The sequence below is a fragment of the Cellulomonas sp. P24 genome, from assembly GCF_024704385.1.
Lineage (GTDB): Bacteria > Actinomycetota > Actinomycetes > Actinomycetales > Cellulomonadaceae > JAJDFX01.
Genome location: NZ_JAJDFX010000002.1, coordinates 864807 through 889137 on the forward strand (window position 1 = coordinate 864807; position 24331 = coordinate 889137).

Annotated in this window: 26 protein-coding genes; 4 read left to right on the forward strand and 22 right to left on the reverse strand. The window is 71.6% G+C overall.

The genetic code is table 11. The annotated features are described in order from the left end of the window. Positions 1–34: 34 nt before the first annotated feature. The 19 genes from LJB74_RS04080 to LJB74_RS04170 form a co-directional block, all read right to left on the reverse strand. A complete protein-coding gene (locus LJB74_RS04080; protein ID WP_259307322.1) occupies positions 35–1360 on the reverse strand; it encodes a M23 family metallopeptidase in 1326 nt (441 codons plus the stop codon). A 3-nt stretch (positions 1361–1363) separates the two neighbouring features. Beyond that, positions 1364–2278, reverse strand: a complete 915-nt coding sequence (gene ftsX / locus LJB74_RS04085; RefSeq protein ID WP_259307323.1) for a permease-like cell division protein FtsX — start codon at positions 2276–2278, stop codon at positions 1364–1366. Positions 2279–2296: 18 nt separating this feature from the next. Continuing rightward, positions 2297–2986 carry a cell division ATP-binding protein FtsE gene (ftsE, locus tag LJB74_RS04090; RefSeq protein WP_259307324.1) on the reverse strand — a complete coding sequence of 230 codons (690 nt, stop codon included), beginning with the start codon at positions 2984–2986 and terminating at the stop codon, positions 2297–2299. Between the two features lie 163 nt (positions 2987–3149). Further along, a complete protein-coding gene (gene prfB, locus LJB74_RS04095; RefSeq protein ID WP_259307325.1) occupies positions 3150–4265 on the reverse strand; it encodes a peptide chain release factor 2 in 1116 nt (371 codons plus the stop codon). Between the two features lie 36 nt (positions 4266–4301). Further along, the gene (locus LJB74_RS04100) at positions 4302–4760 is read right to left on the reverse strand and encodes a pilus assembly protein TadG-related protein (protein WP_259307326.1); all 459 of its coding nucleotides are present in this window, start codon (positions 4758–4760) and stop codon (positions 4302–4304) included. Further along, positions 4757–5224 (reverse strand): pilus assembly protein, encoded by a 468-nt coding sequence (locus LJB74_RS04105; RefSeq protein WP_259307327.1) that lies wholly within the window; start codon positions 5222–5224, stop codon positions 4757–4759. The genes LJB74_RS04100 and LJB74_RS04105 overlap by 4 nt, the downstream gene beginning before the upstream one ends. After that, positions 5221–5568, reverse strand: a complete 348-nt coding sequence (locus LJB74_RS04110) for a TadE family protein (RefSeq protein WP_259307328.1) — start codon at positions 5566–5568, stop codon at positions 5221–5223. The genes LJB74_RS04105 and LJB74_RS04110 overlap by 4 nt, the downstream gene beginning before the upstream one ends. A 50-nt stretch (positions 5569–5618) precedes the next feature. After that, complete coding sequence (locus LJB74_RS04115) at positions 5619–5801, reverse strand: hypothetical protein (RefSeq protein WP_259307329.1); 183 nt, start codon at positions 5799–5801, stop codon at positions 5619–5621. Between the two features lie 52 nt (positions 5802–5853). Then, positions 5854–6786: a type II secretion system F family protein gene (locus LJB74_RS04120; RefSeq protein WP_259307330.1), complete on the reverse strand. Its 933-nt coding sequence runs from the start codon at positions 6784–6786 to the stop codon at positions 5854–5856. Further along, complete coding sequence (locus tag LJB74_RS04125) at positions 6783–7643, reverse strand: type II secretion system F family protein (protein WP_259307331.1); 861 nt, start codon at positions 7641–7643, stop codon at positions 6783–6785. The genes LJB74_RS04120 and LJB74_RS04125 overlap by 4 nt, the downstream gene beginning before the upstream one ends. 10 nt (positions 7644–7653) lie before the next feature. Beyond that, positions 7654–8880, reverse strand: coding sequence for a CpaF family protein (locus LJB74_RS04130; RefSeq protein ID WP_259307332.1), 1227 nt, complete (start codon positions 8878–8880; stop codon positions 7654–7656). A 196-nt stretch (positions 8881–9076) separates the two neighbouring features. Continuing rightward, the gene (locus tag LJB74_RS04135; protein ID WP_259307333.1) at positions 9077–10672 is read right to left on the reverse strand and encodes an ABC transporter substrate-binding protein; all 1596 of its coding nucleotides are present in this window, start codon (positions 10670–10672) and stop codon (positions 9077–9079) included. A gap of 19 nt (positions 10673–10691) precedes the next feature. Continuing rightward, the gene (locus tag LJB74_RS04140; RefSeq protein WP_259307334.1) at positions 10692–11492 is read right to left on the reverse strand and encodes an alpha/beta fold hydrolase; all 801 of its coding nucleotides are present in this window, start codon (positions 11490–11492) and stop codon (positions 10692–10694) included. 13 nt (positions 11493–11505) lie between these two features. Further along, complete coding sequence (locus tag LJB74_RS04145) at positions 11506–12501, reverse strand: ABC transporter ATP-binding protein (RefSeq protein WP_259307335.1); 996 nt, start codon at positions 12499–12501, stop codon at positions 11506–11508. After that, a complete protein-coding gene (locus LJB74_RS04150; protein WP_259307336.1) occupies positions 12498–13475 on the reverse strand; it encodes an ABC transporter ATP-binding protein in 978 nt (325 codons plus the stop codon). Before LJB74_RS04150 ends, LJB74_RS04145 begins: the two co-directional genes overlap by 4 nt. Further along, on the reverse strand, positions 13472–14329 hold the full coding sequence (locus LJB74_RS04155; RefSeq protein ID WP_259307337.1) for an ABC transporter permease: 858 nt from the start codon (positions 14327–14329) through the stop codon (positions 13472–13474). The genes LJB74_RS04150 and LJB74_RS04155 overlap by 4 nt, the downstream gene beginning before the upstream one ends. Further along, complete coding sequence (locus LJB74_RS04160) at positions 14326–15285, reverse strand: ABC transporter permease (protein ID WP_259307338.1); 960 nt, start codon at positions 15283–15285, stop codon at positions 14326–14328. The genes LJB74_RS04155 and LJB74_RS04160 overlap by 4 nt, the downstream gene beginning before the upstream one ends. Further along, positions 15282–16073 carry a FadR/GntR family transcriptional regulator gene (locus LJB74_RS04165; RefSeq protein WP_259307339.1) on the reverse strand — a complete coding sequence of 264 codons (792 nt, stop codon included), beginning with the start codon at positions 16071–16073 and terminating at the stop codon, positions 15282–15284. The genes LJB74_RS04160 and LJB74_RS04165 overlap by 4 nt, the downstream gene beginning before the upstream one ends. After that, positions 16070–17338 (reverse strand): M20/M25/M40 family metallo-hydrolase, encoded by a 1269-nt coding sequence (locus tag LJB74_RS04170; protein ID WP_259307340.1) that lies wholly within the window; start codon positions 17336–17338, stop codon positions 16070–16072. Before LJB74_RS04170 ends, LJB74_RS04165 begins: the two co-directional genes overlap by 4 nt. A gap of 231 nt (positions 17339–17569) precedes the next feature. Between LJB74_RS04170 and LJB74_RS20570 the strand changes: the two genes are divergently transcribed. Together LJB74_RS20570 and LJB74_RS04175 are read left to right on the forward strand one after the other, a co-directional pair. Continuing rightward, complete coding sequence (locus LJB74_RS20570; RefSeq protein ID WP_310650806.1) at positions 17570–17740, forward strand: hypothetical protein; 171 nt, start codon at positions 17570–17572, stop codon at positions 17738–17740. Continuing rightward, positions 17740–18483: an aldose 1-epimerase family protein gene (locus LJB74_RS04175; protein ID WP_310650885.1), complete on the forward strand. Its 744-nt coding sequence runs from the start codon at positions 17740–17742 to the stop codon at positions 18481–18483. The genes LJB74_RS20570 and LJB74_RS04175 overlap by 1 nt, the downstream gene beginning before the upstream one ends. Positions 18484–18614: 131 nt before the next feature. On the opposite strand, the gene LJB74_RS04180 is transcribed toward LJB74_RS04175, so the two are convergent. The 3 genes from LJB74_RS04180 to LJB74_RS04190 all read right to left on the reverse strand — a co-directional run bounded on the left by LJB74_RS04180 (position 18615) and on the right by LJB74_RS04190 (position 22023). After that, on the reverse strand, positions 18615–19340 hold the full coding sequence (locus LJB74_RS04180) for a M15 family metallopeptidase (protein ID WP_259307341.1): 726 nt from the start codon (positions 19338–19340) through the stop codon (positions 18615–18617). A gap of 332 nt (positions 19341–19672) precedes the next feature. Next, positions 19673–20716, reverse strand: a complete 1044-nt coding sequence (locus tag LJB74_RS04185; protein ID WP_259307342.1) for a hemolysin family protein — start codon at positions 20714–20716, stop codon at positions 19673–19675. After that, positions 20713–22023: a hemolysin family protein gene (locus LJB74_RS04190; RefSeq protein WP_259307343.1), complete on the reverse strand. Its 1311-nt coding sequence runs from the start codon at positions 22021–22023 to the stop codon at positions 20713–20715. The genes LJB74_RS04185 and LJB74_RS04190 overlap by 4 nt, the downstream gene beginning before the upstream one ends. A 238-nt stretch (positions 22024–22261) precedes the next feature. Here LJB74_RS04190 and LJB74_RS04195 point away from each other — a divergent pair, with 238 nt between their 5' ends. Both LJB74_RS04195 and LJB74_RS04200 read left to right on the forward strand, forming a co-directional pair. Continuing rightward, a complete protein-coding gene (locus LJB74_RS04195) occupies positions 22262–23008 on the forward strand; it encodes a response regulator transcription factor (protein ID WP_259307344.1) in 747 nt (248 codons plus the stop codon). Next, entirely contained in the window at positions 23005–24093 is a 1089-nt protein-coding gene (locus LJB74_RS04200) for an ATP-binding protein (RefSeq protein WP_259307345.1), read from the forward strand. Before LJB74_RS04195 ends, LJB74_RS04200 begins: the two co-directional genes overlap by 4 nt. Positions 24094–24331: the final 238 nt, after the last annotated feature.

The window sequence follows — 24331 nt, forward strand, 5'->3', positions numbered from 1 at the left end:
GGCGCCCGGCGGACGCCACCCGGTCGGTGCCGGCTCAGGCCAGGCCGAGCAGCGGTTCCGGGTTCACGACGGCGCCGTTGACGTACGCCTCGAAGTGCAGGTGGCACCCGGTCGAGACCCCACCGGTCATCCCGGCGTAGCCCACCAGCTGGCCCTGCGACACCGACTCCCCGGCGTGCACCACCACGGTGTTCATGTGGTTGTAGCTGCTCATGAGCGAGCTGTTGTTGACGTAGCCGTGGTTGACCATCACCTGGTTGCCGTACCCGTTGACCCACTTCGCCCACTGCACGGTGCCGGCCCGCGCCGCGTAGATCGGGGTGTTGCAGTACGCGCGGAGGTCGACCCCCGCATGCATCCGGTAGTACTTGAGGATCGGCTGGAACCGCCAGCCGTAGTGCGACGTGATGAACATGGGGTTCGTCGACGTCGGGTTGGCGAACACGGCACCGTTGATCGGTCCGTGCACCCCCGCCGCCGCCCGCGCCGCGTTCTGCTTCGCGATGATCTCGGCCAGGCTCGCCGCCAGCGCTGCCGCCTGGGCGTCCAGCTCGGCCTGCTGCGCCTTCTCGGCCGCGAGACGGTCGGCGATGGTCTGCTTGCTCGCGGTCTGCTCAGCGATGAGGCTCGTGATCTCGGCCGTGCGCTCCTCCGCGTGCACCCGCGCCTGATCGGCCTCGACCACCTTCGCGTCGGCGTCGGCCTTCAGCTCGGTGATGCGGTCACGCACCGCCACCAGGCGGGCCTGGCTGTTGCGGTTGTCGGCCTGCACCTGCTGCAGCCCTGCGAGCGACTGTGCCTGGGCGCGCAACGCGCTCGACACCGCACCGTACGTCGCGATGAACTCGTCGGTGCTCTGCGCCCCGAGGGCCACGCCGAGGCTGGAGATCTCCGCCCCACCCCGGTACGCCTGACGCGCCATCTCCCCGAGCGCGTTCCGCACGGCCGTGCTGCGCGCCGTGTCGGCCTGGATCGTCTGGGTGATCGACGCCTCCTGGTCGCGGGCGTCCTGCAGGCGGCCGGCGATGATCGCCGCCTCGCGCTGGGCTGTCGCCAGGTCGTCCTTGGCGGCGGCCAGCTCGGCTTGCGCCTGCGGCAGCCGCTGCTCGGTCGCCTGCAGGTCCATGGCGGCCTGCGCGAGTGCCTTGTCGGTGTCCTCGAGCGATGCGGCGAGTGCGTCCTGCGCGGCCTTGTTCGCCGCGGCCTGCGCCTTGTTCTGCGCCACCTGGTTGTCGTAGCTGTCGGCGAATGCCGACGGCGCCGCACCACTGAGCACCGTGAGGAACGTGAGGACGACGACGAGCAGCCCCGTCGCGCGGCTGCGGCCTCGCATCGTCACTGTCGACCTGACGGTTCCCATGATCTAGACCTTCGTGTAGCGCCGGAGGGTGACCAACGAGGAGACCGCAGCGAGCAGGATCGCCGCGCCGACGAGGAACGGCGCGACCACCAGGACCTGACGCTCGGTGATGAAGTTGATGGACGTGACGGACGCGCTCAGCCAGTCGATCACCAGGTACTTCACCCCCAGCCAGAGTCCGCCCACCGCCAGCGCCGCACCCAGGGTCGCCGCGATCGCGCCCTCCAGCATGAACGGGAGCTGGATGAACAGGTTCGAGGCGCCGACGAGCCGCATGATGCCGGTCTCGCGCCGTCGACTCATCGCCGACAACCGGATCGTCGTCGTGATGAGCAGCACCGCCGCCAGCAGCATCACCGCCGCCAACCCGGCCGAGAGCATCGTCGCGCCGTTGAGCACCCGGAACAGCGAGTCGAAGATCTTGCGCTGGTCCTGGACCTCGTCGACGCCTTGCCTGCCGGTGAGGACGTCGGCGACGACCTGGTACTTCGAGGGGTCGGTGAGCTTGATCCGGTAGGAGGAGTTCATGTCGTCGACCGTGATCGACGAGGCCCACCACTGGTCGGAGAACATCTTCTGGAACGAGACGAACGCCTGCTGCTTGGACTCGTAGTAGACCTTCTGGATGTACGGCTTCACGTCCGGGGAGTCGAGCTCCGCCTGGATCGCGGCCTTCTGCGCATCGGTGACCTCACCCGCCGCGCACGTCGGCTTCTGCGACCCCGCGGCGCACAGGAACACCGACACCTCGACCTTGCCGTACCACTCGTCCTTCATCTGCGAGATCTGCAGCTGCAGCAGTGCCGCGCTGCCGACGAACGTCAGGGACACGAAGGTCACGAGGATGACCGAGATCGTCATCGCCAGGTTGCGGCGCAGACCGATGCCGATCTCGGAAAGGATGAACTGAGCTCTCACGCGGTGCCCTCGGCCTTCTCAGCGCGCCGAGCCGTACACGCCACGGGACTGGTCACGGACCATCGCCCCGGCGGACAGCTCGACGACGCGCTTGCGCATCTGGTCGACGATCTCGTCGTCGTGGGTGGCCATGACGACGGTGGTCCCGGTGCGGTTGATCCGGTCGAGCAGCCGCATGATGCCCAGCGACGTCGTCGGGTCGAGGTTTCCGGTCGGCTCGTCGCACAGCAGGATCGGGGGGCGGTTGACGAACGCGCGGGCGATCGCCACGCGTTGCTGCTCACCACCGGACAGCTCGTGCGGGCGGCGCTTCTCCTTGCCGGCGAGGCCGACCATCTCGAGCGTGTCCGGCACGGTCGTCATGATGTGGTGCCGCGGCTTGCCGATCACCTGGAGCGCGAACGCGACGTTCTCGTACACGGTCTTGTTCGGGAGCAGGCGGAAGTCCTGGAACACGGCGCCGATCTCCCGGCGCATCTGGGGGACCTTCCACGAGGACAGCGTCGTCATGTCCTTGCCCGCGACGAACACCTTGCCCTCGGTGGGTCGCTCCTCGCGCAGCACCAGCCGCAGGAAGGTCGACTTCCCGGAGCCGGACGCGCCGACCATGAACACGAATTCGCCCCGCTCGATCTCCAGGGAGATCGAGTCCAGGGCTGGCCTCGCGCCGCGCGCGTAGACCTTGCTGACGTTCTCGAAACGGATCACAAGCTCGCAGGCCAGTCTCGGGGACGGGGGGTAGGACCTACCTGGCCGTCATCGAGCGTAGGCAGACGGTCCGAGCCGATCCGGTCAGACACGCCGCAGCCGGGCCTGTGAGCCGCCCGATCCCGCCGATCCGGGCGAAACGTCCGGATCGGGCGCCGACCGGTCAGTTCTGCTGCCCGCGCCGCCACCGGATGCCGGCCTCGATGAACCCGTCGATGTCACCGTCGAACACCGCTGCCGTGTTGCCGACCTCGTACTCGGTGCGCAGGTCCTTGACCATCTGGTACGGGTGCAGCACGTAGGAGCGCATCTGGTCGCCCCAGCTCGCCTTGATGTCGCCGGCGAGCGCCTTCTTGGCGGCGTTCTCCTCGGCCTGGCGCTGGAGGAGCAGCCGGGACTGCAGCACGCGGAGGGCCGCGGCGCGGTTCTGGATCTGCGACTTCTCGTTCTGCATGGACACGACGATCCCGGTCGGGATGTGCGTGAGCCGGACGGCGGAGTCGGTCGTGTTCACCGACTGGCCGCCGGGGCCCGACGAGCGGAACACGTCGACGCGGATCTCGTTCTCGGGGATCTCGATGCTGTCCGTCTGCTCGATCAGCGGGATCACCTCGACCGCGGCGAACGACGTCTGCCGGCGGCCCTGGTTGTCGAACGGCGAGATCCGCACGAGGCGGTGGGTGCCGGCCTCGACGGACAGGTTGCCGAACGCGTAGGGCACCTTGACCTCGAAGGTCGCCGACTTCAGGCCGGCCTCTTCCGCGTAGGACGTGTCGAGGACGGCGGTCGGGTAGCCGTGACGCTCGGCCCACCGCAGGTACATGCGCATGAGCATCTCGGCGAAGTCGGCGGCGTCCACGCCACCGGCGCCGGACCGGATGGTCACGACGGCCTCGCGCTTGTCGTACTCGCCGGAGAGCAGGGTCCGGACCTCGAGCTCGCCGAGGTCCTTGCGGATCGAGACGAGCTCGGCCTCGGCCTCGGCGAGGGTCTCGGCGTCGTCGGCGCCCTCCCCCTCGGTCGCCATCTCCACGAGCGTCTCGAGGTCGTCGATCCGGCCGGTGAACTTCGCGACCCGGTCGAGCTCGGCCTGCGCGTGCGACAGGGCGGACGTCACGGCCTGCGCGGCCTCGGGGTCGTCCCAGAGGTCGGGCGCGGACGCCTTCTCCGAGAGGTCGGCGATCTGGGCCGTCAGGGCCTCTGGGTCGGTGACCTTGCGGATCGTGTCCAGGGTGCTCCGGAGGGCGCGGATCTCGCTCGGGAAGTCGGTGGTTGCCACGAGGGTCCAGGTTACGCGAGTCGGGCCGGGGCGGTGTCACCAGGCCCGAGCCGACGACTCGACCTGGAGCGCGATCCCGTCCGACCACGGTGCGGTCACCCAGCTCAGGAGCACCGGGTGGGCGAGCGCGCCGAGGGTGATCTCGGCCGTGCGTCCGTCGTCGGAGGCCCGCGCGTCCACGCTGAGGCCGGTGAAGTCCGCCGCGGCCTCGGGGTTGTCGTGCAGGTACTGGTCGACGGCGCGGGCGACGTCGCGGTCGGTCAGCGGGATGGCGGCCCCGGGCTGCGGCGCATGGCCCTGGTCCGCATAGACGGTGGTCGGCTCGAGTGCGTCCGCGGCCTCGAGCGACAGCGCGTCGGCGAGCGCGAGGAGGCGCTTGCGTTCGAGGTGGACACCGGTCGCCGACACGACCGCGGTGACGAGGAGCAGGGCGAGCATCGTGAAGAGGATCGCGAGCAGGGTCACCTGCCCGTCGTCGTCCCGCAGCCGCCTCACGGTCGCCCCGCGTACGCGTCCACCGGCGCGACGTGACGCGCGGAGACGGGGACGTGCACCGGGACGACGCTGCGGAGCAGGTCCGGCACGAACGGCAGGTCGACGTCGAACGCCACGACCGTCACGACGTCGCTCCCCGGTTGCAGGCACGGGTCGGTCGAGCACGTGAGCGTGAGGGCGCGCACCGGGTCGACGTCGTCGAACCCCTGGTCGTGGAGGGCGATGCCGACCGACGTGACGGCCCGCGCGGTCGCGTCCGCGGGCCCGTCCGCCGTCGCAGCGGTCCGGCCCGCCTCCCGCGCCGCCCCCTCGGCCGCGAAGGTCGCCGCCTGGACCCGGCCCAGGACGAGGGACAGGTACACGACGGGAACGAGCAGCAGGAGTGCCGCCGCCAGGAACTCGACGATCGCGTTGCCGTCGTCGGCCGGCAGGGCGCGTCGCGATACGGCACGGCGCCCGGTCATGGCTGCTCCTCGAGCGCGTGACCGGTGACGGTCAGCCTCCCCGACGGCCCGATCAGCCCGACGACCGGCACCGGCGCGACCACCTCGACCTCGATCACGCGCACACCGTCCAGGACGGTCTCCCGCGCCGTGACGTCCTCGGCGAACCGGGGGGCCAACGACATCGTGATCAGCTCGCGCGTCCGCGCCTCACCGTCGGCGGGCGACCGGTCGGCCAGCGCGGCGTGACGTGCCCCCTCGGCCGCGCAGTCCACGAGCGTGTTGCGCACGTGCACCGCGAACGTCAGCTGGAGGACCGCAGCGAACAGCACCGTGACGAGACCACCGACCAGCGCGAAGTCCACGATCGCCGACCCCCGGTCGCCACAGAACCCCGCACCGCGATCCCCGGCCACTACGGGTGACTGCCGGTGACCTGCGCGATCGCGCTCTCGAACACGCTCTGCAGCGCGGGCCCGGCGATCGCCCAGAGCGCGATCACCAACCCGGCCGTCATCAGCGTCACGAGGACCCAGCCCGGGACGTCGCCCCGCTCCGACTCCCCCAGGACCTGCGGCTCGCCGCTGCTCGCTGTCATCGTGTGATCTCCTCCTCGTGAGCCCCGAGCGGTCCTCGGGGCGGTCGTCGTCCTACGCACGCAGGCTCAGGACCGCGATGCTCGGGAACACGGCGAAGACGACGGTGACCGGGAGGATCAGGAACACCACCGGGACCATCATCGCCACCTCCTTGCGTCCCCCTGCCTCCATGAGTGCCCGTCGCGCGGCCTCCCTGACGTCCTGGGCCTGCGCCCTGAGCACGTCCGCGAGCGGTGTCCCGCGCTCCACCGCGATCGCGACCCCCTCGGCGAAGCGGGTCAGTGCGGCGACCTCGGTCCGGTCCGCCAGTCCCTCCAAGGCACCGGTCAGCGGCGTGCCCGAGCGCGCGTCCGCCAGCGTCCGGGACAGCTCACGGGACATCTCGCCCCGGGTCGTCGCAGCCACCCGTTCGAGCGCCGCCACGGGACCTTCGCCGGCCCCGACCGCGAGCGCGAGGAGCTCCGCGACGATCGGCAGCTCGGCGACGATCCGCGCCTCGCGCCGACCGATCTCACGCGTGAGCAGGCGGTCACGCGCGAGCACGGCCGACGCGCCGCACGCGCCGACGAGGCCGAGGAGGGCGATCGGTGACGTCCCACGACTGGCCGCGAGCGCAAGCGCGACCAGGAGGCCGACCGCCAGCCCGATGACGCCCCAGACGACCTGGGCGGCACGGAACTCCTCGACCGACTCGCGACGCCCGGCCCGCTCGAGCCGACGGCGCAGCTCCGCAGCCGGCGATCCGAACCTGGCGACGACACGCAGGGCATCCGCCATGACCGGAGCCACGAGCCGCTCGACCGTCGGGAACGGCGTGTGGACGGCCGGCAGGCGCAGCAGCCGCGACCCACTCGGCTGGACACGCAGGTAGGGCGCCAGACGCTCGTCCAGCGTGATCCGGCGGGCGGCGATCCGCCACCACGTGAGCGCGAGCCCAGCACCGCCGAGCGCACCGACGAGCGCACCGGACACCGCGGCGTTCATCGCAGCACCCGTGGGTCGTCAGGCAGACGTCCGAGCCGGATCATCAGGCGGTAGGCGATGACGCTGGCACCTGCGCCGGTGACGAGCACGATCGCCCCCGTGACGCTGTTGTACGCCTGGGCGGCCTCCGGCCTGGTCCCGATCAGCGCCAGGACGATCCACGGAGCGGCGACGGCGAGCCGCGCGGCGTTGACCGTCCAGCTCTGCCGGGCCTCGAGCTCGCCGCGGGTGCGTGCGTCCTCCCGCAGGAACAGGGCGAGGGTCCGCAGCAGGCGTCCGAGATCCGTGCCTCCGACGTCGCGGGTGATCCTCAGCGCCTCGACGAGGCGGTCGGCGACCGGGTCCGCGAGGCGGGTCTTGAGGTCGTCCAGGCAGTCGCCGAAGCGGCCGGTCGCGCGGTAGTCCTCGGCGAAGGCGCGGAACGGCTCACGAAGCGCGACCGGACCTCGGTCGGCGAGCTGCGCGACGGCCTCGGGCAGCGCCAGCCCGGCACGCACCCCGGAGGCGAGGTGGTCGACGACCTCGGGCCACACCTCGCGGAGACGGTGGCGACGACGGCGCGCGCGCGACCGCACGAGGCTCATCGGTGCGGTCGCCGCCATGAGACCGAAGCACGCGGCGATCGCCGGTGCACGCGTCGCACCGAGCGCCCCGACTCCGACGACCAGCCCGGCGGACACCGACGTGCCCACGAGTGCGCCCGGCGCCACCCCCGTGACACCGGCCTGGATCAGGACGTCCGCCGTGCGCTCGGACCAGGACGAACGCCGGATCGGACGGCGCGGCCCGTCGGACCAGCACGCCCACCACACGGCGAACACGCCCGCGCCGAGGAGCAGCCCCACCACCGATCCCATCGCGCGCGCCCTACCGTTCTCCGCGCAGGAGCGCTGCCAGGTCGACGCCGATCGCCGCGAAGCGCTCCGCGTGCGGTGGGTAGCCGTCGCCCCGGACCAGTTCCTCGTCCCGGAGGTGGAACAGGTCGGACGCCTCGACGACACCGCCCTCGACCCGCCCCGGCACGCCGACGATCTCCCGGACACGACGCCTGCCGTGCCGGTCGAGCCCGAGGTGCACGACGACGTCGATCGCTGAGGCCACGGTCGGCACGACGAACCGGTCCGTGACGTTCTCCCCGGCGAGGAGCGGCAGCGTGCACATCTTCGTGAGCGCCTCGCGTGCGCTGTTGGCGTGCAGCGTGCACATCCCGGGAACGCCGGCGTTGAGGGCCACCAGCAGGTCGAGCGCCTCAGCCTCACGCACCTCACCGATGAGGATGCGGCTCGGGCGCATGCGCAGCGCCTCCTTGACGAGCCGGCGCAACGGGATCTCGCCGGTGCCCTCGAGGCTCGGCTGACGGCACTGGAGCGCCACGACGTCGCGATGTGCGAGCCGCAGCTCGAACACCTCTTCACAGCTGACGATCCGCTCACGGGCCGGGATCGACCCGGCAAGGGCGTTGAGGAGCGTCGTCTTGCCGCTCTGCGTCGCGCCGGCGACCAGGATGTTCAGGCCGGCCGTCACCGCCGCACCGAGGAAGCGCGCGGCGTGCGGCGTCAACGAGCCGAGCGAGACGAGGTCGTCGAGGTGGTGCGCCCGCACCACGTACTTGCGGATGTTGACGGCCCAGTGGCGGCGCGTGACGTCCGGGATGACGACGTGCAGCCGTTCGCCGTCGGGCAACGAGGCGTCGACGAACGGGCTGGACAGGTCGAGCCGGCGGCCCGACGACTTGAGCATCAGCTCGACCAGGTCCCGGACCTGCCCGTCGGTGAGGATCGTGGTCGTCAGCTCGGGCTCGCCACGGCGGGCGACGAAGACCTTGGCGGGCCCGTTGACCCAGATCTCCTCGACGTCGTCGTCGTCGAGGTAGCGCTGCAGCGGCCCGAAGCCGGCCACCGCGTCGAGGAGGTCCTTGACGACGCCGACCCGGTCGACGAGCGGCGGCACCGCGCCGAGGGTCGACCGTTCGTCGTAGTCAGCGACGACGTCGTGCACCAGGGTGCGCACCCCGCCGCGGTCACGGACCGGGTCGAGCCCGCGCCGGCGGATCAGCTCGCGCACCTCGGACTCGAGCATCGCCGTGCTGTCCACGCGCCCCCCTGACCCCTCGTATCCCGTGACCGGGATCCGACATTAGGGGACATACCGGACGTCGCGCAGGCGTTTGTCCACAGAAGCGGCACAGACCTGGCACAGCGGTCCGCCCACGGTGCGAGCGCACCGTGGGCGGACCAGGGGGCTGGTGAGGATCGGCCAGGGGGTGCCGACCCCCACCAGGTTCAGGGGGTCAGGAGGTGAAGCCGACGTCCTTGAGGTTGAGCTCGAGCGTCGGTGTCACGACGCTGCCGGCCACATTCTTCTGCATGAGGTAGTTGATCGTCTCGTAGTGAACGAAGATGATCGGCGCATCGTTCCGCACGATCTCGCGGATCTGCGTGTAGAGCTTCGCTCGGGCGGCCTCGTCGGTGGATGCCGCGGCCTGGTCGATCAACGCGTCGACCGTCGGGTTGGCGTAGGCGGTGGTGTTGATCGGGCCGCCGGACTTGATGACCAGGGAGTAGAAGTTGTCCGGGTCGAGGGTGCGCTCCTGGTAGGCGCTGGTGATCTGGTAGTCGCCCTTCGAGAACGCGTCGAACCAGACGGACACGTCGACCTGCTTGATGTTCATCGTGATCCCGATGGCCTTGAGCTGGTCGCGCACGACCTCCCCGGTCTTGAGGAGCTCCGGGTACTGCGGCAGACCCAGGTAGTCCACCGTGAGCCCGTTCGGGTAGCCCGCCTTGGCGAGCAGCGCCTTCGCCTTCGCGATGTCCGGACCCGACGCGTACGGGTCGGTGCCGTCGAACCAGCTCGACCCGCTCGGCACCTCCTGGTTGCCGACCTCACCGCTGCCCATGTACGCCAGGTCGCGGATGTCCGTGCGGTTGAGCGCCCAGGCGACGGCCTGACGGACCTCGACCTTGTCGAACGGCGGCTTCGCGGTGTTGAGCGCGAGGAAGTCGGGGATGCCGGCGACCGGGCTCGTGACGTACGTGAAGCGCGGGTCGTTCTTCAGGCTCGCGATCTGCTGGAGCGGGACGGCGTCGGCCCAGTTGATCTCGCCGGAGGACAACGCGTCGACCCTCCCCTGGTCCACGAGGAGGAACTTGAAGTCGACCTCGTCGACGAGCGGGCGGCCGCTCTCGAAGTACTTGTCGAACTTCTTCAGCGTGATGTGGTCGCCCTGGGCCCACTCGACGAACTCGAACGGGCCGGTGCCCACGGGGTGACGCGCCGGGTCGCCCGACTCGATCGCCTTCTGGTTGACGATCTCCCCGTTGTTCGCGAGGTTCGTCAGGAACGGGCCGAACGGGGTGGACAGCTTGAACACGACCTGGGTCGGGCTCGGCGTCTCGATCGAGGCGATCGACGTGTACAGGCCGGCGTAGGCGCTGGCTGTCGCCGGGTCGAGGATCCGGTCGAACGTGTACTTCACGTCGGCGCTGGTGAACTTCTCGCCGTTGTGGAAGTAGACGTTGTCGGCGAGGTCGAAGGTCCAGGTGGTCGGGTCCGTCGCCGTCCACTTCGTGGCGAGCTGGCCGACGAACGTCCCGTCGGGACCCATGGTCAGCAGCTTGCTGAAGACGTTGTCGTAGACCTGGGCGCCCGTGTACACGGACGAGACCGCCGGGTCGAGGCTGTCGGGCTCACCGGTGAGGGCGGCCTTGAGGACGCCGCCGGCGACGGCTGTGCCGGCGGTCGCGGACCCGGAGGTGGACGTGCTGCCGGAACCACCGGTGCACGCGGCGAGGAGCAGGGAGCTGCCGGCGAGCACCAGGCCGATGAGACCGGTGCGGCGCAGCAGGTGACGGCGTCTGAGCGCGCCGCCGAAGGTGTCGGTCATGTCGTCTCTCCTGTGGGGGTCAGTGCGAGTGGGCGCGGACGAACTCGATGAGCGTGCTGTTGAAGGGATCGGGGTGCTCCCAGATGCACGCGTGGCCGCCGGGAACGGTCGCCCAGGACGAGCCCGGGATCTGCTCGTGCAGCTCGTGGGACAGGCTCGTGGGGATGAGGATGTCGACCTCGCCGGCCAGGACCAGCGTGGGGACGGTCAGGGTGGCGAGCCGGTCCGTCGTGTCGTGGGTCTGGATGGCGTTGAGCTGGGACAGGTACGCGTCGACCGGCATCTCGAGCCCGGCCATCGCCTCCTCGAACTCCTTGGCCTCGTCGGGGCGGTCGGAGAAGAACGGGACGGTGAAGGCCCACAGGGTGACGTCCCGCATGACGAACGGCACGCCCAGCGCCGGGGCGAGGTCACCCCACATCGAGAACATGCGCGAGCAGAACGGCCCCGGAGCGGCGTAGGTGCAGGCCAGGGTCACCGAGCGGAGGTCGGAGCCGTACGCCAGGGCGTACTCCTGCGCGATCATCCCGCCCATCGACACCCCCATCAGGTGGAAGTCGGTGAGACCCAGGTGGTCGACCAGCGCCTTGGCGTCGTCGGCGAGCAGCCGTGACGTGTACGGGCCGGCCGGGGCGTCGCTCGCCCCGATGCCGCGGTTGTCGAAGCGCAGCACACGCAGGCCGGCGTCGAGCAGGGCCGGGACCTGGAAGTCCCACGACTCGAGTGCGTCGGCCAGGCCGTTGATCAGGACGATCGTCTCGGGGCCTTCGCCCTCGAGCTGGTAGTTGAGGTCGATTCCGTTGACGTGGGCGGTGGGCACGGCGGTCTCCTTGTCAGTGCTGGGGGGCGGCGGGCGGCAGGGCAGGCGGCGGGGCGGTGACCCAGCAGGCTGCCCGGTGGCTCGGACTGATCGTCTGGAGCTCGGGTGGGGCGGTGCGGCAGGAGGTTTCGGCACGGGGGCAACGCGGGTGGAAACGGCACCCGCTCGGGGGGTCGAGCGGGCTGGGGATCTCTCCCTGGAGCGGGGTGTGCTCCAGTCGGTGGGCGGGGTCCGGGTGCGGGATGGCATCCATCAGCGCCCGCGTGTAGGGGTGGCGCGGTTCGCGGAACAACGTCGAGGCCTCGCCGACCTCGACGATCCGTCCGAGGTACATCACGGCGACGCGCTGGCTGAGGTGCTCGACGACGGCGAGGTCGTGCGCGACGAACAGCACCGCGACACCCAGGTCGGCCTGCAGGTCGGCGAACAGGTTGAGCACCTGCGCCTGGACGCTGACGTCGAGGGCGGACACCGGCTCGTCGGCGACGATCAGGTCGGGGCCGCTGGCCAGGGCCGCGGCGATCCCGACCCGCTGACGCTGCCCGCCGGACAGCTGGCGCGGGTGACGGTCGGCGACCTCGGGACGCAGGCCGACCCGGTCGAGCAGCTCGGCGACCCGCCGGTCCCGGTCGGCAGGGGTGCCGATGCGGTAGGCGTCCAGGGCCTCGCGGACGCTGCGACCGACGGTCCACCGGGGGTCGAGGCTGGCGAACGGGTCCTGGAACACCGGTTGCACCCGACGCCGGAACTCGGTCCGGTCGTGTCGGCCGAGCGACGCCACGTCGACACCGTCGAACACGATGCGACCGGCGTCGATCGGGGTGAGCCCGAGCACGCAGCGCGCGAGCGTCGTCTTGCCGCTCCCGGACTCGCCGACCAGGCCGAGCACCTCACCGCTGTCGAGCTCGAGCGAGACGTCCGCGACGGCCGACACGGCCCGTCTGCCGAACAGCCCGGCCTGCACGGGGAACGTCTTGACCAGGCCCTCGACCTGCAGCAGCGCGCTCATCGCGGCACCTCCGCCGTCGCGTCGACGTCCCAGCACGCCACGGTGGTCGCACCGATGGTCACCGGCTGCGGGCGCTCGCGGCACTCGCTCCGCGCGCGGTCGCACCGGTCCAGGAACCGGCAGCCCGGCAGCTCCCCGGACAGGTCCGGCACCTGGCCGGGGATCACGGCGAGCCGACCCGGCTCGGCGTCCGCGCTGGGCAGCGCCGCGAGGAGCGCCCGCGTGTACGGGTGCTGCGGAGCGGCGAACAGCTCGGCGACGGGGGCCTCCTCCACCAGCTGGCCGGCGTACATCACGCCCACGCGGTCGCAGACCTGCGCGACGACGCCGAGGTCGTGGGTGATCAGCAGCACCGCGGTCCCGTGCTCGCGGCACAGCGTCGCGATCAGCCGCAGGATCTGCGCCTGGATGGTGACGTCCAGCGCGGTGGTCGGCTCGTCGGCGATCAGCACCGACGGGTCGTTGGCGAGGGCCGCCGCGATGACCACGCGCTGCCGCATCCCCCCCGAGAACCGGTGCGGCGGCTCGGAGAACCGGGCTGCGGCGTCGGGGATCCCCACCTGGCCGAGCAGCTCGACGGCCCTCGCCCTGGCCTGTGCCCGGGAGACCTTGCGGTGGGCCCGGATCGTCTCGGCGACCTGCTCGCCGATCGAGAAGGTCGGGTCGAGACTCGTGGACGGGTCCTGGAAGATCATCGCGATGCGGTCGCCGCGCAGCTCCCGGAGCCGGTCTGCGTCGGCGCCGAGCACCTGCTCGTCGCCGAGCCGCACCGACCCGGAGGTGTGGGCCTGGGCCGGGAGCAGACCCATCACGGCGTTGGCGAGCGTCGACTTGCCGCAGCCGCTCTCGCCGACGAGCCCGACGATCTGGCCCGGCTCGACGGTCAGGGACACGCCGTCGACGGCGGAGACCGTGCCGCCGCGCACGTCGAAGCCGACGCGCAGGTCCGTGACGGTCAGGGCAGGTGCGGTCATCGGACGACCCCTTGCGGATCGAGGCGGTGGCGCAGGCCGTCGCCGATGAGGATGAAGCTGAGCACCGCCAGGGCCAGCGCGAGCCCGGGGAAGATCTCCACCCACGGCGCCTGGGACAGCACGCCACGACCGTCGGAGAGCATCAGCCCGAGCGACGGCGTGGGCGGCTGCGTGCCGAGGCCGAGGAAGCTGAGCGCGGCCTCGATCTGCAGCGCGAACCCGGCCAGGATCGAGACCTGCACGACGACGGGACCGACCGAGTTCGGCACCACGTGGCCGACGAGCACACGCACGTGACCGGCGCCGCGGGCGGTGGCCCCCTCGACGTAGCCCAGGCGGGCGACCGACAGCGTGCTGCCCCGCATGACCCGCGCGAGGATCGGCAGGTAGATCAGCGCGATGGCCAGCGCGGCCACGGCGCTCCCGGGCCCGATGATCGAGATGAGGCTGATCGCCAGGAGCAGCGCGGGGAGGACGAGCAGCATGTCCAGCGGCCGCGAGATGACCGTGTCCACCCAGCCGCCGAAGTACCCGGCCAGCGCGCCGAGGGGAACCGCGACGGCGGCCGACAGCAGCACCGAGCTGACCGCGACGGCCAGGCTGACCCGCAGGGCGAACAGCACCCGGCTGAACACGTCCCGGCCGAGCGAGTCGGTGCCGAACAGCGCACCTGCGCTCGGGGGCTTGAGGATCTGCCCGGAGTCGACCGACTCCGGGTCGTGCGGTGCGATCCACGGCGCGGTCACCGCGATGAGGACGAGGACGACGAGGATCGCCACCCCGATCAGCGCAGGGCCGGGGAGCCGCAGCCGGCGGAGCCGGGTGGGCACGGTCGTCGAGGCGGCGGTGCTCATGACGCCTGCCGGTCCGCGACCCGCGGGTCGACCCAGCCGGTGACGAGGTCGGTGATCAGCGACACGAGGATGAAGAGCGTGGCGACCACGAGCACCCCCGCCTGCACGACCGGGTAGTTGCGCTGGTTGATCGCGGTGACCAGGAGCCGCCCGACGCCGGGCAGGGCGAACAGGGTCTCGATCACGATGGCGCCGCCGAGCAGCACCCCGAACTGGATCCCGATCACGGTGATGATCGGACCCGCGGCGTTGCGCAGCGCGTGGCGGTGCACGATCCGCCGCCGCGAGACGCCCTTGGCGTGCAGGAACCCGATGAAAGGCTGCCCCATCACCGACTCCATCGCCCCCCGCGTGGTCCGCAGGATGTACGCGGCTTCCCCGACGGCCAGCGTCAGCACCGGCAGCGCCATGTACCGCAGGTTCTGCAGCGGGTCCTCGGTGAGCGGCACGTACCCCGACGGCGGCAGCACGGTGAGCGTGCCGGCGAACAGCAGGACGAGCATGATCCCGAGCCAGAAGTCCGGGATGCTCACCCCGGCCACCACGAACCCGTCGGTGAGACGTCGCACCCAGCGCGATCCGGTCGCGGCCCTGACGCCGAGCGGCACGCCGATGACCACGGCCAGGGTCATCGCCAGCAGCGTGAGCTCGAGGGTCACCGGGACGCGCTGGGCCAGCAGCTCGCTCAGGGGCGCCTTGCTGATGAAGTCGGTGCCGAAGTCGCCGTGCAGCATCCCGGTGAGCGAGCTCACGTACTGGTTGAGCAGGGGTTCGTTGAGCCCGAGCTGCTCGCGGATCTGCGCGACGTTCTCGTCGGTGGCGCGGAAGCCGAGCATCGTGCGAACGGGGTCGCCGGGGACGAGCCGGATGAGCAGGAACACGAAGAAGCTCATCGCGAGCATCACCGGCACGGTCAGGAGCAGCCGGTGGGCGACGTACCGGAACCGGGGACTCATGAGGTGCCCCCGTCGCTGCGCACCCGCTGCACGAGGTCGCGGATCAGCTTCTCGGTGAGGACGAAGTGCTCCGCCGCGATCGCGGCCGCAAGGTCGCCGTCCCCCGCGTCGATGGCGTCCGTCAGCTCCCGGTGCTGATGGGCAGCGGTGTGCCGGACCTCCTCCGTGTACGGCTCGGCACCGAGGTTGAGGCTGACCCGGGAGCGGATCTGGGTGGACAGGCTGACCAGCACCGGGTTGTGGGTCGCCTCTCCGACGCTGCGGTGCAGGAGCTCGTCGGCGGCGCGGGACGCCTCCCGGTCGGCGGCCTCGGTGTAGAGGTCGAGGGCCTCACGGATCTTGCGGACGTCGTCACGCGTGCGCCGCTCGGCCGCGGTGCGCGCGATGAGCGGCTCGATCAGCCGACGCGCGTCGAACAGCGCCTCGAACCTCTCCCAGTTCGGGAGCAGGTGCCGCCCGATCATCGTCGACGACCCCGGGCCCCAGCCGGACAGCACGAAGGACCCACCGTTCCGGCCGCGCCGCACCTCGAGGTAGCCGGCCTCGGCCATCCGGTGCAGCGCCTCACGCACCCCGGTGCGGGACACCCCGAGCATCTCCGACAGCTCGCGTTCGGTCGGCAGACGCTGCCCGGGCACGTACACGCCGAGGGCGACGGCCGTGACGAGCCGCTCGACGATCTGGTCGGCGACGTTGCGGGTGACCACCCGGGCACCCAGCGGCTCGGAGACGTTGCGGTCGAGCTCTCCGAACGGGTCGATGTCGAGCGGACCCCCGGTGCTCCTCATGCGTTCACCTGCTCCCCTGCCGCGTAGTAGGCGTACAGGAACCGGGCGAGCGTGCGGGCACCGGCGGTGATGCTGTCGAGGTCCACCGCCTCGTCGAGCCCGTGGATGTTGTGGGCGGTCGGTCCGTAGCAGAGCGCCGGGGTGTCGAAGTCGTTGACGTAGGTCCGGGCGTCGGTGGTGCTGCCGAGCGAGTAGGCGATGGGCTCGTCGCCGTGCGCGTCCGCGTGCGCACGAGCCACCGCACGTGCCAGCGGGTGCGCCGGGTCCAGCCAGTACCCGGAGGCGCGGAACCCGCTGAGCCGGATCCGCGGTGGCGTCGGGAACCCGCCGTCGGCCGCGACGATCGCGGCGACCTCGTCCCGGATCTCGCGCTCGGCGTCGTCCGGTGACCAGGACCTCGGGTAGCCGACCCGGAGACGGACGGTCGCCGTGGTCGGCACGCTCGACGGCCAGTCCCCTGCACGCAGCTCACCGAGGTTGAGGTTGTACGGGCTCGTGACCTCGGCGAGAGCCGGGTCCGGGTGGCTGTCGCACAGACCCGCCGCCCAGGTCCTCAGCCCGGCGACGAGCCGGATCGCCAGGTCCACCGGGTTGACGGCCTCGTGCGCGGCCTCGGCGTGGGTCGAGAGACCGTCCACCTCGATGTCGCACCAGAGGATCCCGACGCCGCCGACCAGCAGGTCCAGACCGGTCGGCTCGAGCAGGACGACCGCGTCGGCGAGGACGCCGTCGACGGCAGCGGACAGCGTGCCGTTCCCGGTGCACTCCTCCTCGATCGCCGCGAGGAAGGACAGCGGGCCGGTGATGGCTTCCGGGTGCACCTCGAGCAGGGCGCGCAGCGCGAGCACGCCCATCGCGAAGCCGCCCTTCATGTCGCCGGCGCCACGGCCGTAGAGCAGCCGACCGTCCCGGCGCGGGGAGAACGGCGGCGAGGACCACCGGTCCGGGGTCTCGGCCGGGACCACGTCGATGTGCCCGTGCAGCAGCAGCGAGCGCCCGTGCTCCGGGCCGATCGTGCCGACCAGTGAGACGCGCGGTCCGGGGACGTGCTGGACGACGCCGGCCCGGGGATCCGCGCCGATCTCGGGCGAGAGCGGGACCTCCCGCAGCCCGAAGCCGAGTCCGGCGAGCTCGTCGGCGAACACCGCCAGCGCCCCGGACTCGTGACCGACCGTGCTCGGCGCGGCGACGAGTCGCTCGAGGAAGGCGAACGCCTGCTCCTCGCCGCGAGCGATCGCGGCGTCCAGGGCCACTTCGTTCAGCACCGTCGCTCCAATGGTCTAAGGACTAGTCCAATGACCATAAGTGGGGTAGGTCCGGACGGCAAGACTCCTGGAGCAGAGTTATCGCGCCTGAAACAATCCGCGATCGCGGCCCGGTCGCCCGAACCCGCCGTCCGCGCCCACGGTCCCACCCGGGGCACCGCTCCGCACGACGAGGCCCCGCCGCAGGCCAGGAGCCCTCCGACGGCCCGCCACGGCCAGTACCGTAGGAGCGTGAACACGCCCCCTCCGACCGGAGTCCAGCACCATCTCGTCCACGGCGACCAGCGCGCCACCATCACGGAAGTCGGCGCCTCGCTCCGCGAGTACGCCGTCGGCGATCGCGACGTGATCGTGCCGTTCGACGTCGGAGGCCTCCCCCGGCAAGTCACGGCGCGGTCCTGATCCCCTGGCCCAACCGCCTCCGCGACGGTCGGTACGACTGGGACGGGACGACGTACCAGGTCCCGGTCACGGAGCCCGACCGCTGGACGGCGCTGCACGGCCTCGCGGCCTGGGAACGCTGGGCACCGGTCCCCGGCGTCGCCGCACGACCCGACAGCATCACGCTCGGTCTGGACCTGGTACCCATCAAGGGGTACCCGTTCCAGCTCCGGAGCACCCTCACCTACACGCTCTCGGTCGCCGGGCTGCACGTCCACCTCGCGACCACCAACATCGGCGACCGCGTGGCGCCGTACGGCACCGGGTTCCACCCCTGGCTCTCGCCGGGCGGCGCCGCGGTCGACGAGTGCACGCTGCGCCTCGACGCCGCGACCCGCGTGACGACGGACGACCGGCTGCTGCCCACGGGCACGGAGCCGGCCGGCGACCTCGACTTCCGCACCCCGCGATCCCTCGCCGGCGTCGCCCTCGACGACGGGTACGTCGACGTCACCCGCGACGACGACGGCCTGTCCTGGATCCAGTTGTCGGCACCCGACGGACGGACCGCAGCCGTCTGGATGGACGACTCGATGGACACCTGGCAGGTCTGCACCGGAGACGGCATCCCCGGGGTGAACCGCAACGGCGTCGCCGCAGAGCCGATGACGTGCATCGCCGACGCCTTCCGCACCGGCGACCGGCTGGTCCGCCTCGAACCGGGACAGACGCACGAGGTCGTCTGGGGCGCGACTCTGCTGTGACCGACCACGCGTCCTCGGCCGAGCTCGGCCGAGGACGCGCCCGGGGCTTCCCCGGCGAGGGGACCCCCAGCACGGTCCACGATCCGGTTCCCGCTCCGACGACCGTCACCGGACCGACCGCAGGGACACGGTCAGTGGATGCGGGCGTCGATCGCCTGGACACCCTTCGTGTACTCCCAGTGCCACGGCTCGTGCGGGCCGCTTCCGCCACGCTTGGCCCAGGCGGGGTTCGCCCAGCCGTAGACGGCGCCGTTCTCGTTGAGCCACTGCCACTGCGCACCGGACGTCTCGACGGAGCAGAGGTCGACGGCCAGCCCCCAGCCGTGGTTGCTGGTCCCGGGGACGGCGGCGAGACCGCCCTTCTCGTACTTCAGCGTCCGTTGGCTCGCCAGCGTCCGGTACCCGTCCGTCAGGCAGAGGTCGGCGCCGAAGCGCGCCTTGAACGCGATGTCCATCTCCGAGATCGCGACGGCGGCGTCGGCCCGCAGCTGGTGCACCCCGTCCCACAGCGTGCAGAGCTCGGAGGTGTCGAGCTGACCGTTCGCGCCGGTCGGTTCCACGTTCGGGTTGCAGCCGGGAAGCGCCGAGCGTTCCTGGGACCGGCTCGCGGCGATCTCCGCCCGCGTGACGACCTGATCGCCGCCGACGAGCGCGAGCGGCGGGGTGTCGGACACGTGCTGCGACGCCATGATCACCTGGAGCGTGCTCGGGTACGCCGCGGCCGATGCGCCGGCATCCGACCGTCCGCCCACGTAGGTGCCGTCACCCGGGGCGACGTGATGGGTGAGCGGGAGACCGAGGGTGATGCCGCCGAGCGCCATCAGCACGCCACCACGGGCGAGAACGCGGCCGCGCACCGGCCCGGACGAAGCCCGGGTGGCCTTCTCGGCCTGCCTCCGCGACCGGCGCGAGGGGAGGCTCGTCGCCGCAGTCTCCGGCGAGTGCGACCCCACGACACCTCCGACCGTTGATACGCGTGAACACAGAACGGCTCCGCGGTGTCGTCGACGCTGCTCCCCTGCAACATCTCGGCGCCGGACCTGGCGGAGCGGTTACGAAACCATAACGGACGTACCGGTCCGCGACCAACCTCCCGAAGGTCCCGAATCATGAGAAGACCGCCACATCAGCCGCACGGTCGACCGCTCCGGCACCACGAACCACCCGGACGAGTGACCCCAGCACCAGGTCAGAAGAGCTGGTTGCGCTGCATCAGGTCGCGCACCTCGCCGACGAGCTCCTCGAGGATGTCCTCGAGGAAGACGACCCCCACGGTCTCGCCACCGTCGTCGACCCGGGCGAGGTGCGTCCCGGTGCGCTGCATCGCGACGAGCGTGTCCTCGACCTCGGCGTCGGGTGCGACGACCGCGAGACCGCGGACCCGCCAGGCCGGCACCGGTGCGGTCCGCTCGTCGCGATCGGCGTACAGGACGTCCTTGAGGTGCAGGTACCCGATCAGCGTGCCGTCGTCCTCGACCACCGGGAACCGGCTGAACCCGGTCCTCGCGACGAGCCGCTCCACGGAGTCCGGCGTCGCACCGGACCGCACCCGCACGAGGTCCGCGACCGGGACCATCACGTCGCGCGCCGTGCGGTCGGAGAACTCGATCGCGCCGGTGACCAGGCCCTGCGAGTCGTCGAGGAGCCCCTCGGCCCGCGAGCGCTCGACGATCGAGTGCACCTCCTCGGCCGTGAACGCCGACGCGACCTCGTCCCTCAGCTCGACGCCGACCAGGTGCAGGGTGCCGTTGGCGATCCAGTTGAGCGCACGGATGAGCGGGGCGACGACGCGTGCGACCCACACCAGCGGCGGGCCGAACCAGAGCACCGCGCGGTCCGGACCGGCGACGGCGAGGTTCTTCGGCACCATCTCGCCGAGCACCACGTGCAGGTACACGACGACGACCAGCGCGAGGACGAAGGCGATCGGATGGGTCCAGGCGCTGCCGACTCCCCACGCCTCGAGAGGACCGGCGACGAGGTGGGCCAGCGCAGGTTCAGCGACCAGGCCGAGGCTCGTCGACGCCACGGTGATGCCGAGCTGGGCGCACGCGAGCATCAACGACACGTGCTCCATGGCCCACAGGACCACGCGGGCCCGACGATGGCCCGACTCGGCGAGCGGCTCGATCGCACTGCGCCGGGAGGACACCAGGGCGAACTCCGCACCGACGAAGAACGCGTTCGCCGCGAGGAGCACCGTGCCGAGCGCGAGTGCGGTACCGGTGCTCACGGCTCCACCGGCCTGTCGCTGCTCGCCCGGAGCCGCTCGACGCGGCGCCCCGACATCTGCTCGACCTCGAGGCGGACGCCGTCGACCTCGACCTCGTCGCCGACGACCGGCACGCGCCCGAGCAGCGCCATGACGAGACCGCCGAGGGTCTCGAACGGACCGTCCTGGGTGACCTTGAGACCGGTCGTCTCCTCGAGCTCGTCGGGGCGCAGCAGACCGGGCACCGCCCACGAGCCGTCGACTCGCCGCGTGGAACCGCTCCGCCGGCGGTCGTGCTCGTCGCGGACGTCGCCGACGAGCTCCTCGACGACGTCCTCGAGCGTGACGACGCCCGAGGTCCCGCCGTACTCGTCGACCACGACCGCCATCTGCAGGCCGAGGGAGCGGAGCTCGACGAGGAGCGGGCCGAGGTGCACGGTCTCCGGCACCCGTGGCGCGTCCACCATGAGCGCGGCGGCCGGGACCTCCGAGCGCCGCGCGAACGGGACACCGATCGCCCGGCGCAGGTGCACGAGACCCACGATGTCGTCGCGCGAGTCGCCGATCACCGGGAACCGCGAGTGCCCGGTCTCCCGCGCGCGTTCGACGACGTCGGTCGCGGTCGCGTCCCGCCGGAGGACGACGAGCCGGGTGCGGTCCGTCATGACGTCGACGGCCGTGAGCTCGGCGAACTCGAGCGAGTTCGTCAGCAGCGTCGCGGTCGACTCGTCGAGGGTCCCGACCTCCGCGGAGCGGCGCACGAGGGCGACGAGCTCCTGCGCGGACCGTCCGCCGGCGAGCTCCTCGCGCGGCTCGACACCGGCCCGGCGGAGCAGACCGTTCGCGCTGTTGTTGAACAGGGTGATCACGGGGCTCAGGGCGACCGTGACGGCGTGCTGCAGCGGGACGACGAACCGGGCGGTGCCGAGCGGGTCGCTGATCGCGAGGTTCTTGGGCACGAGCTCCCCGAAGATCATCGAGAAGCCGTTGACCACGATCAGCGCGAGGACACCGGCCGTCACCCCGCCGATCGACCGCCCGAGCGGCGAGGCCTCCAGGGGCAGGCTGAGGAGCCGCACGAGCGCCGGCTGCGTGAGGTAGCCGAGCATGATCGTCGTGACGGTGATGCCCACCTGGGCACCGGAGAGCTCCGTCGAGAGATGCGTCAGAGCCGCCCGCACGGCCCTGCCGCGCCGGTCCCCTGCGCCAGGGTGGTCGTCGGCGACGGCCGGGTCCACCGTGACCAGCGAGAACTCACCGGCCACGAAGACGGCCGTCCCGACCGTCAGCAGCACGCCGAGACCGATCAGCAGCCACTCAGCCAGCATGGGGGTCATCCGTCGCGGGCTGCTCGGTCCACCGAGGCGGGACCACCCGGACCGGCGCCGGGCTCAGTGCACGGGAGGGGCCGGCATCGCCGGTCGCGTCTCGCCGGAGACTCTCGACCTGCCGGCCACGATGTGAGCTGGACATGGTCGCCCCATCATATGGGCGGTGCCCGACGCGCCGCACGGACCAGTGGCCCCCGTCCAGGCGCCTCCCCGCCCGTTGTGCCACGCTGTGGCCATGGTGACGTCACCTGCTACCCCGTCGAACGTCCTCGTCCTCGTCGTCGAGGACGAACCCGCCATCGCGACCGCGATCGCCCGACGGCTGTCCGCCGAGGGGTGGCGGGTGGAGATGGCACACGACGGCCATGCCGGCGTGTCGATGGCGGGTGCGCTGCGTCCCGACGTCGTCGTCCTCGACGTCATGCTCCCCGGCCTGGACGGTCTCGAGGTCTGCCGACGCATCCAGGCCGACCGGCCGGTGCCGGTGCTCATGCTGACCGCACGCGACGACGAGACGGACATGCTGATCGGCCTGGGCGTCGGCGCGGACGACTACATGACCAAGCCCTTCTCGATGCGCGAGCTCGTGGCGCGGACCAAGGCGCTGCTGCGCCGCCAGGAGCGCGCGGCGCGCGCGGCCGAGCTGGACGCCGGGACGAGCGGCACCGTGCCGCCGCTCACCGTCGGGGACGTCACGGTCGACCGGGCGCAGCGTCGGGTGCACCGCGGGGCCGTCGAGGTGCACCTGACGCCGACCGAGTTCGACCTGCTCGTCACGCTCGTGTCGAGCCCCCGCACGGTGCTCACGCGCGAGCGGCTGCTGGCCGAGGTGTGGGACTGGGTCGACGCCAGCGGGACGCGGACCGTGGACTCGCACGTCAAGGCGCTGCGCCGCAAGCTCGGTGCGGACCTGATCCGCACCGTCCACGGGGTGGGCTACGCGTTCGAGCCGGCAGCCGACCCCGGAGGCCCGACGAGGTGAGCCAGCCGCGCCACCTGAGCACCCAGGCGCACCTGGCACGTCTGCCGGACGTCCGGCCGCTCGACCGGCTGCAGTCCATCAAGATCAAGCTCGGCGTGCTCGTCGCGGCGACGGTCACGCTCGCGGCACTGATCACGTGGGTCGGGCTCAACAACCACCTCGGCCCGAGCCGCACCTTCCCGCTCGCGATCGTCGTGTCCCTCGTGCTGACGCAGCTGCTCGCACGCGGGATGACCTCACCGCTGCGGGAGATGACCGCGGCGGCCCGCGCGATGGCTGCCGGCGACTACTCGCAACGCGTGACGGCGACCAGCCGGGACGAGGTGGGTCAGCTCGCGGTGACGTTCAACGCGATGGCCGAGGACCTCGGCTCCGCGGACCTGCTCCGACGGGAGATGGTCGCGAACGTGTCCCACGAGCTACGTACGCCGGTCACCGCGCTGCAGGCACAGCTCGAGAACATCGTCGACGGGGTGAGCGAGCCGGACCCGGCCACGATGCAGGCCGCCCTCGCCCAGACGGAGCGCCTCGGGCGGCTGGTCGCGTACCTGCTCGACCTCTCCCGGGTCGAGGCGGGCGCGATCGGCCTGGACATCACCGACGTCCCCCTCGCCGACTTCCTCGCGGAGGCGTCCGACAGCGCGGCGCTGGTCGCGACCGACAAGGGCCTCACGTTCCCGGTCGAGGTCGTCCCGCGGGACCTCACGGTCCCGGCGGATCGTGAGCGCCTGCACCAGATCCTCGCGAACCTCCTGCACAACGCCGTGCGGCACTCCCCGCGAGGTGAGCCCATCCGCATCGAGGCACGTCGGGTGGGGGACGTCGTGCGCATCGACGTGATCGATCGCGGGCCCGGCATCGCCCGCGAGCAGCGCCAGCAGGTCTTCGAGCGCTTCGCTCGCGGCAACACGCCTGCCATCACGGGGCAGATCTCGACCGGCGGGACCGGGCTCGGGCTCTCGATCGTCCGATGGGCGGCGAACCTGCACGGCGGGACGATCGAGGTCGCGGACACCCCGTCAGGCTGCACGATGCGTCTCGAGCTCCCCGCGGTGCGTCCCGACGGCGTGTCGGTCCTCGGCTGACCGGCCGCCGCCGCGGTTCGACGGCGGGGCGCCTGCCCCCTCCAGCACGATCACCTGACCCCCTGCGGACCCTCTCTTGGTGGCTCGTGGAGCGGGTCTTTGCCCTGGTCAGGACGAGGAGTGCTGGTTGAGTGAAAGTTCACGTTCCAGGGCGTCCGATACGCCTCGCAGAGGGTCCGCGGCGCCCGTCAGGGCTTAGGCTGGGCCGCGACGTAATCGACGATGAAGCGGTCTACGG

What these genes read in the sequence shown, in the direction of transcription:
- LJB74_RS04080 (WP_259307322.1), bottom strand. Translation starts at nt 1,360, where the DNA reads ATGGGAACCGTCAGGTCGACAGTGACGATGCGAGGCCGCAGCCGCGCG.
- LJB74_RS04105 (WP_259307327.1), bottom strand. Translation starts at nt 5,224, where the DNA reads ATGACCGGGCGCCGTGCCGTATCGCGACGCGCCCTGCCGGCCGACGAC.
- LJB74_RS04115 (WP_259307329.1), bottom strand. Translation starts at nt 5,801, where the DNA reads ATGACAGCGAGCAGCGGCGAGCCGCAGGTCCTGGGGGAGTCGGAGCGG.
- LJB74_RS04120 (WP_259307330.1), bottom strand. Translation starts at nt 6,786, where the DNA reads ATGAACGCCGCGGTGTCCGGTGCGCTCGTCGGTGCGCTCGGCGGTGCT.
- LJB74_RS04125 (WP_259307331.1), bottom strand. Translation starts at nt 7,643, where the DNA reads ATGGGATCGGTGGTGGGGCTGCTCCTCGGCGCGGGCGTGTTCGCCGTG.
- LJB74_RS04135 (WP_259307333.1), bottom strand. Translation starts at nt 10,672, where the DNA reads ATGACCGACACCTTCGGCGGCGCGCTCAGACGCCGTCACCTGCTGCGC.
- LJB74_RS04145 (WP_259307335.1), bottom strand. Translation starts at nt 12,501, where the DNA reads ATGAGCGCGCTGCTGCAGGTCGAGGGCCTGGTCAAGACGTTCCCCGTG.
- LJB74_RS04150 (WP_259307336.1), bottom strand. Translation starts at nt 13,475, where the DNA reads ATGACCGCACCTGCCCTGACCGTCACGGACCTGCGCGTCGGCTTCGAC.
- LJB74_RS04155 (WP_259307337.1), bottom strand. Translation starts at nt 14,329, where the DNA reads ATGAGCACCGCCGCCTCGACGACCGTGCCCACCCGGCTCCGCCGGCTG.
- LJB74_RS04160 (WP_259307338.1), bottom strand. Translation starts at nt 15,285, where the DNA reads ATGAGTCCCCGGTTCCGGTACGTCGCCCACCGGCTGCTCCTGACCGTG.
- LJB74_RS04165 (WP_259307339.1), bottom strand. Translation starts at nt 16,073, where the DNA reads ATGAGGAGCACCGGGGGTCCGCTCGACATCGACCCGTTCGGAGAGCTC.
- LJB74_RS04190 (WP_259307343.1), bottom strand. Translation starts at nt 22,023, where the DNA reads ATGCTGGCTGAGTGGCTGCTGATCGGTCTCGGCGTGCTGCTGACGGTC.
- LJB74_RS04195 (WP_259307344.1), top strand. Translation starts at nt 22,262, where the DNA reads ATGGTGACGTCACCTGCTACCCCGTCGAACGTCCTCGTCCTCGTCGTC.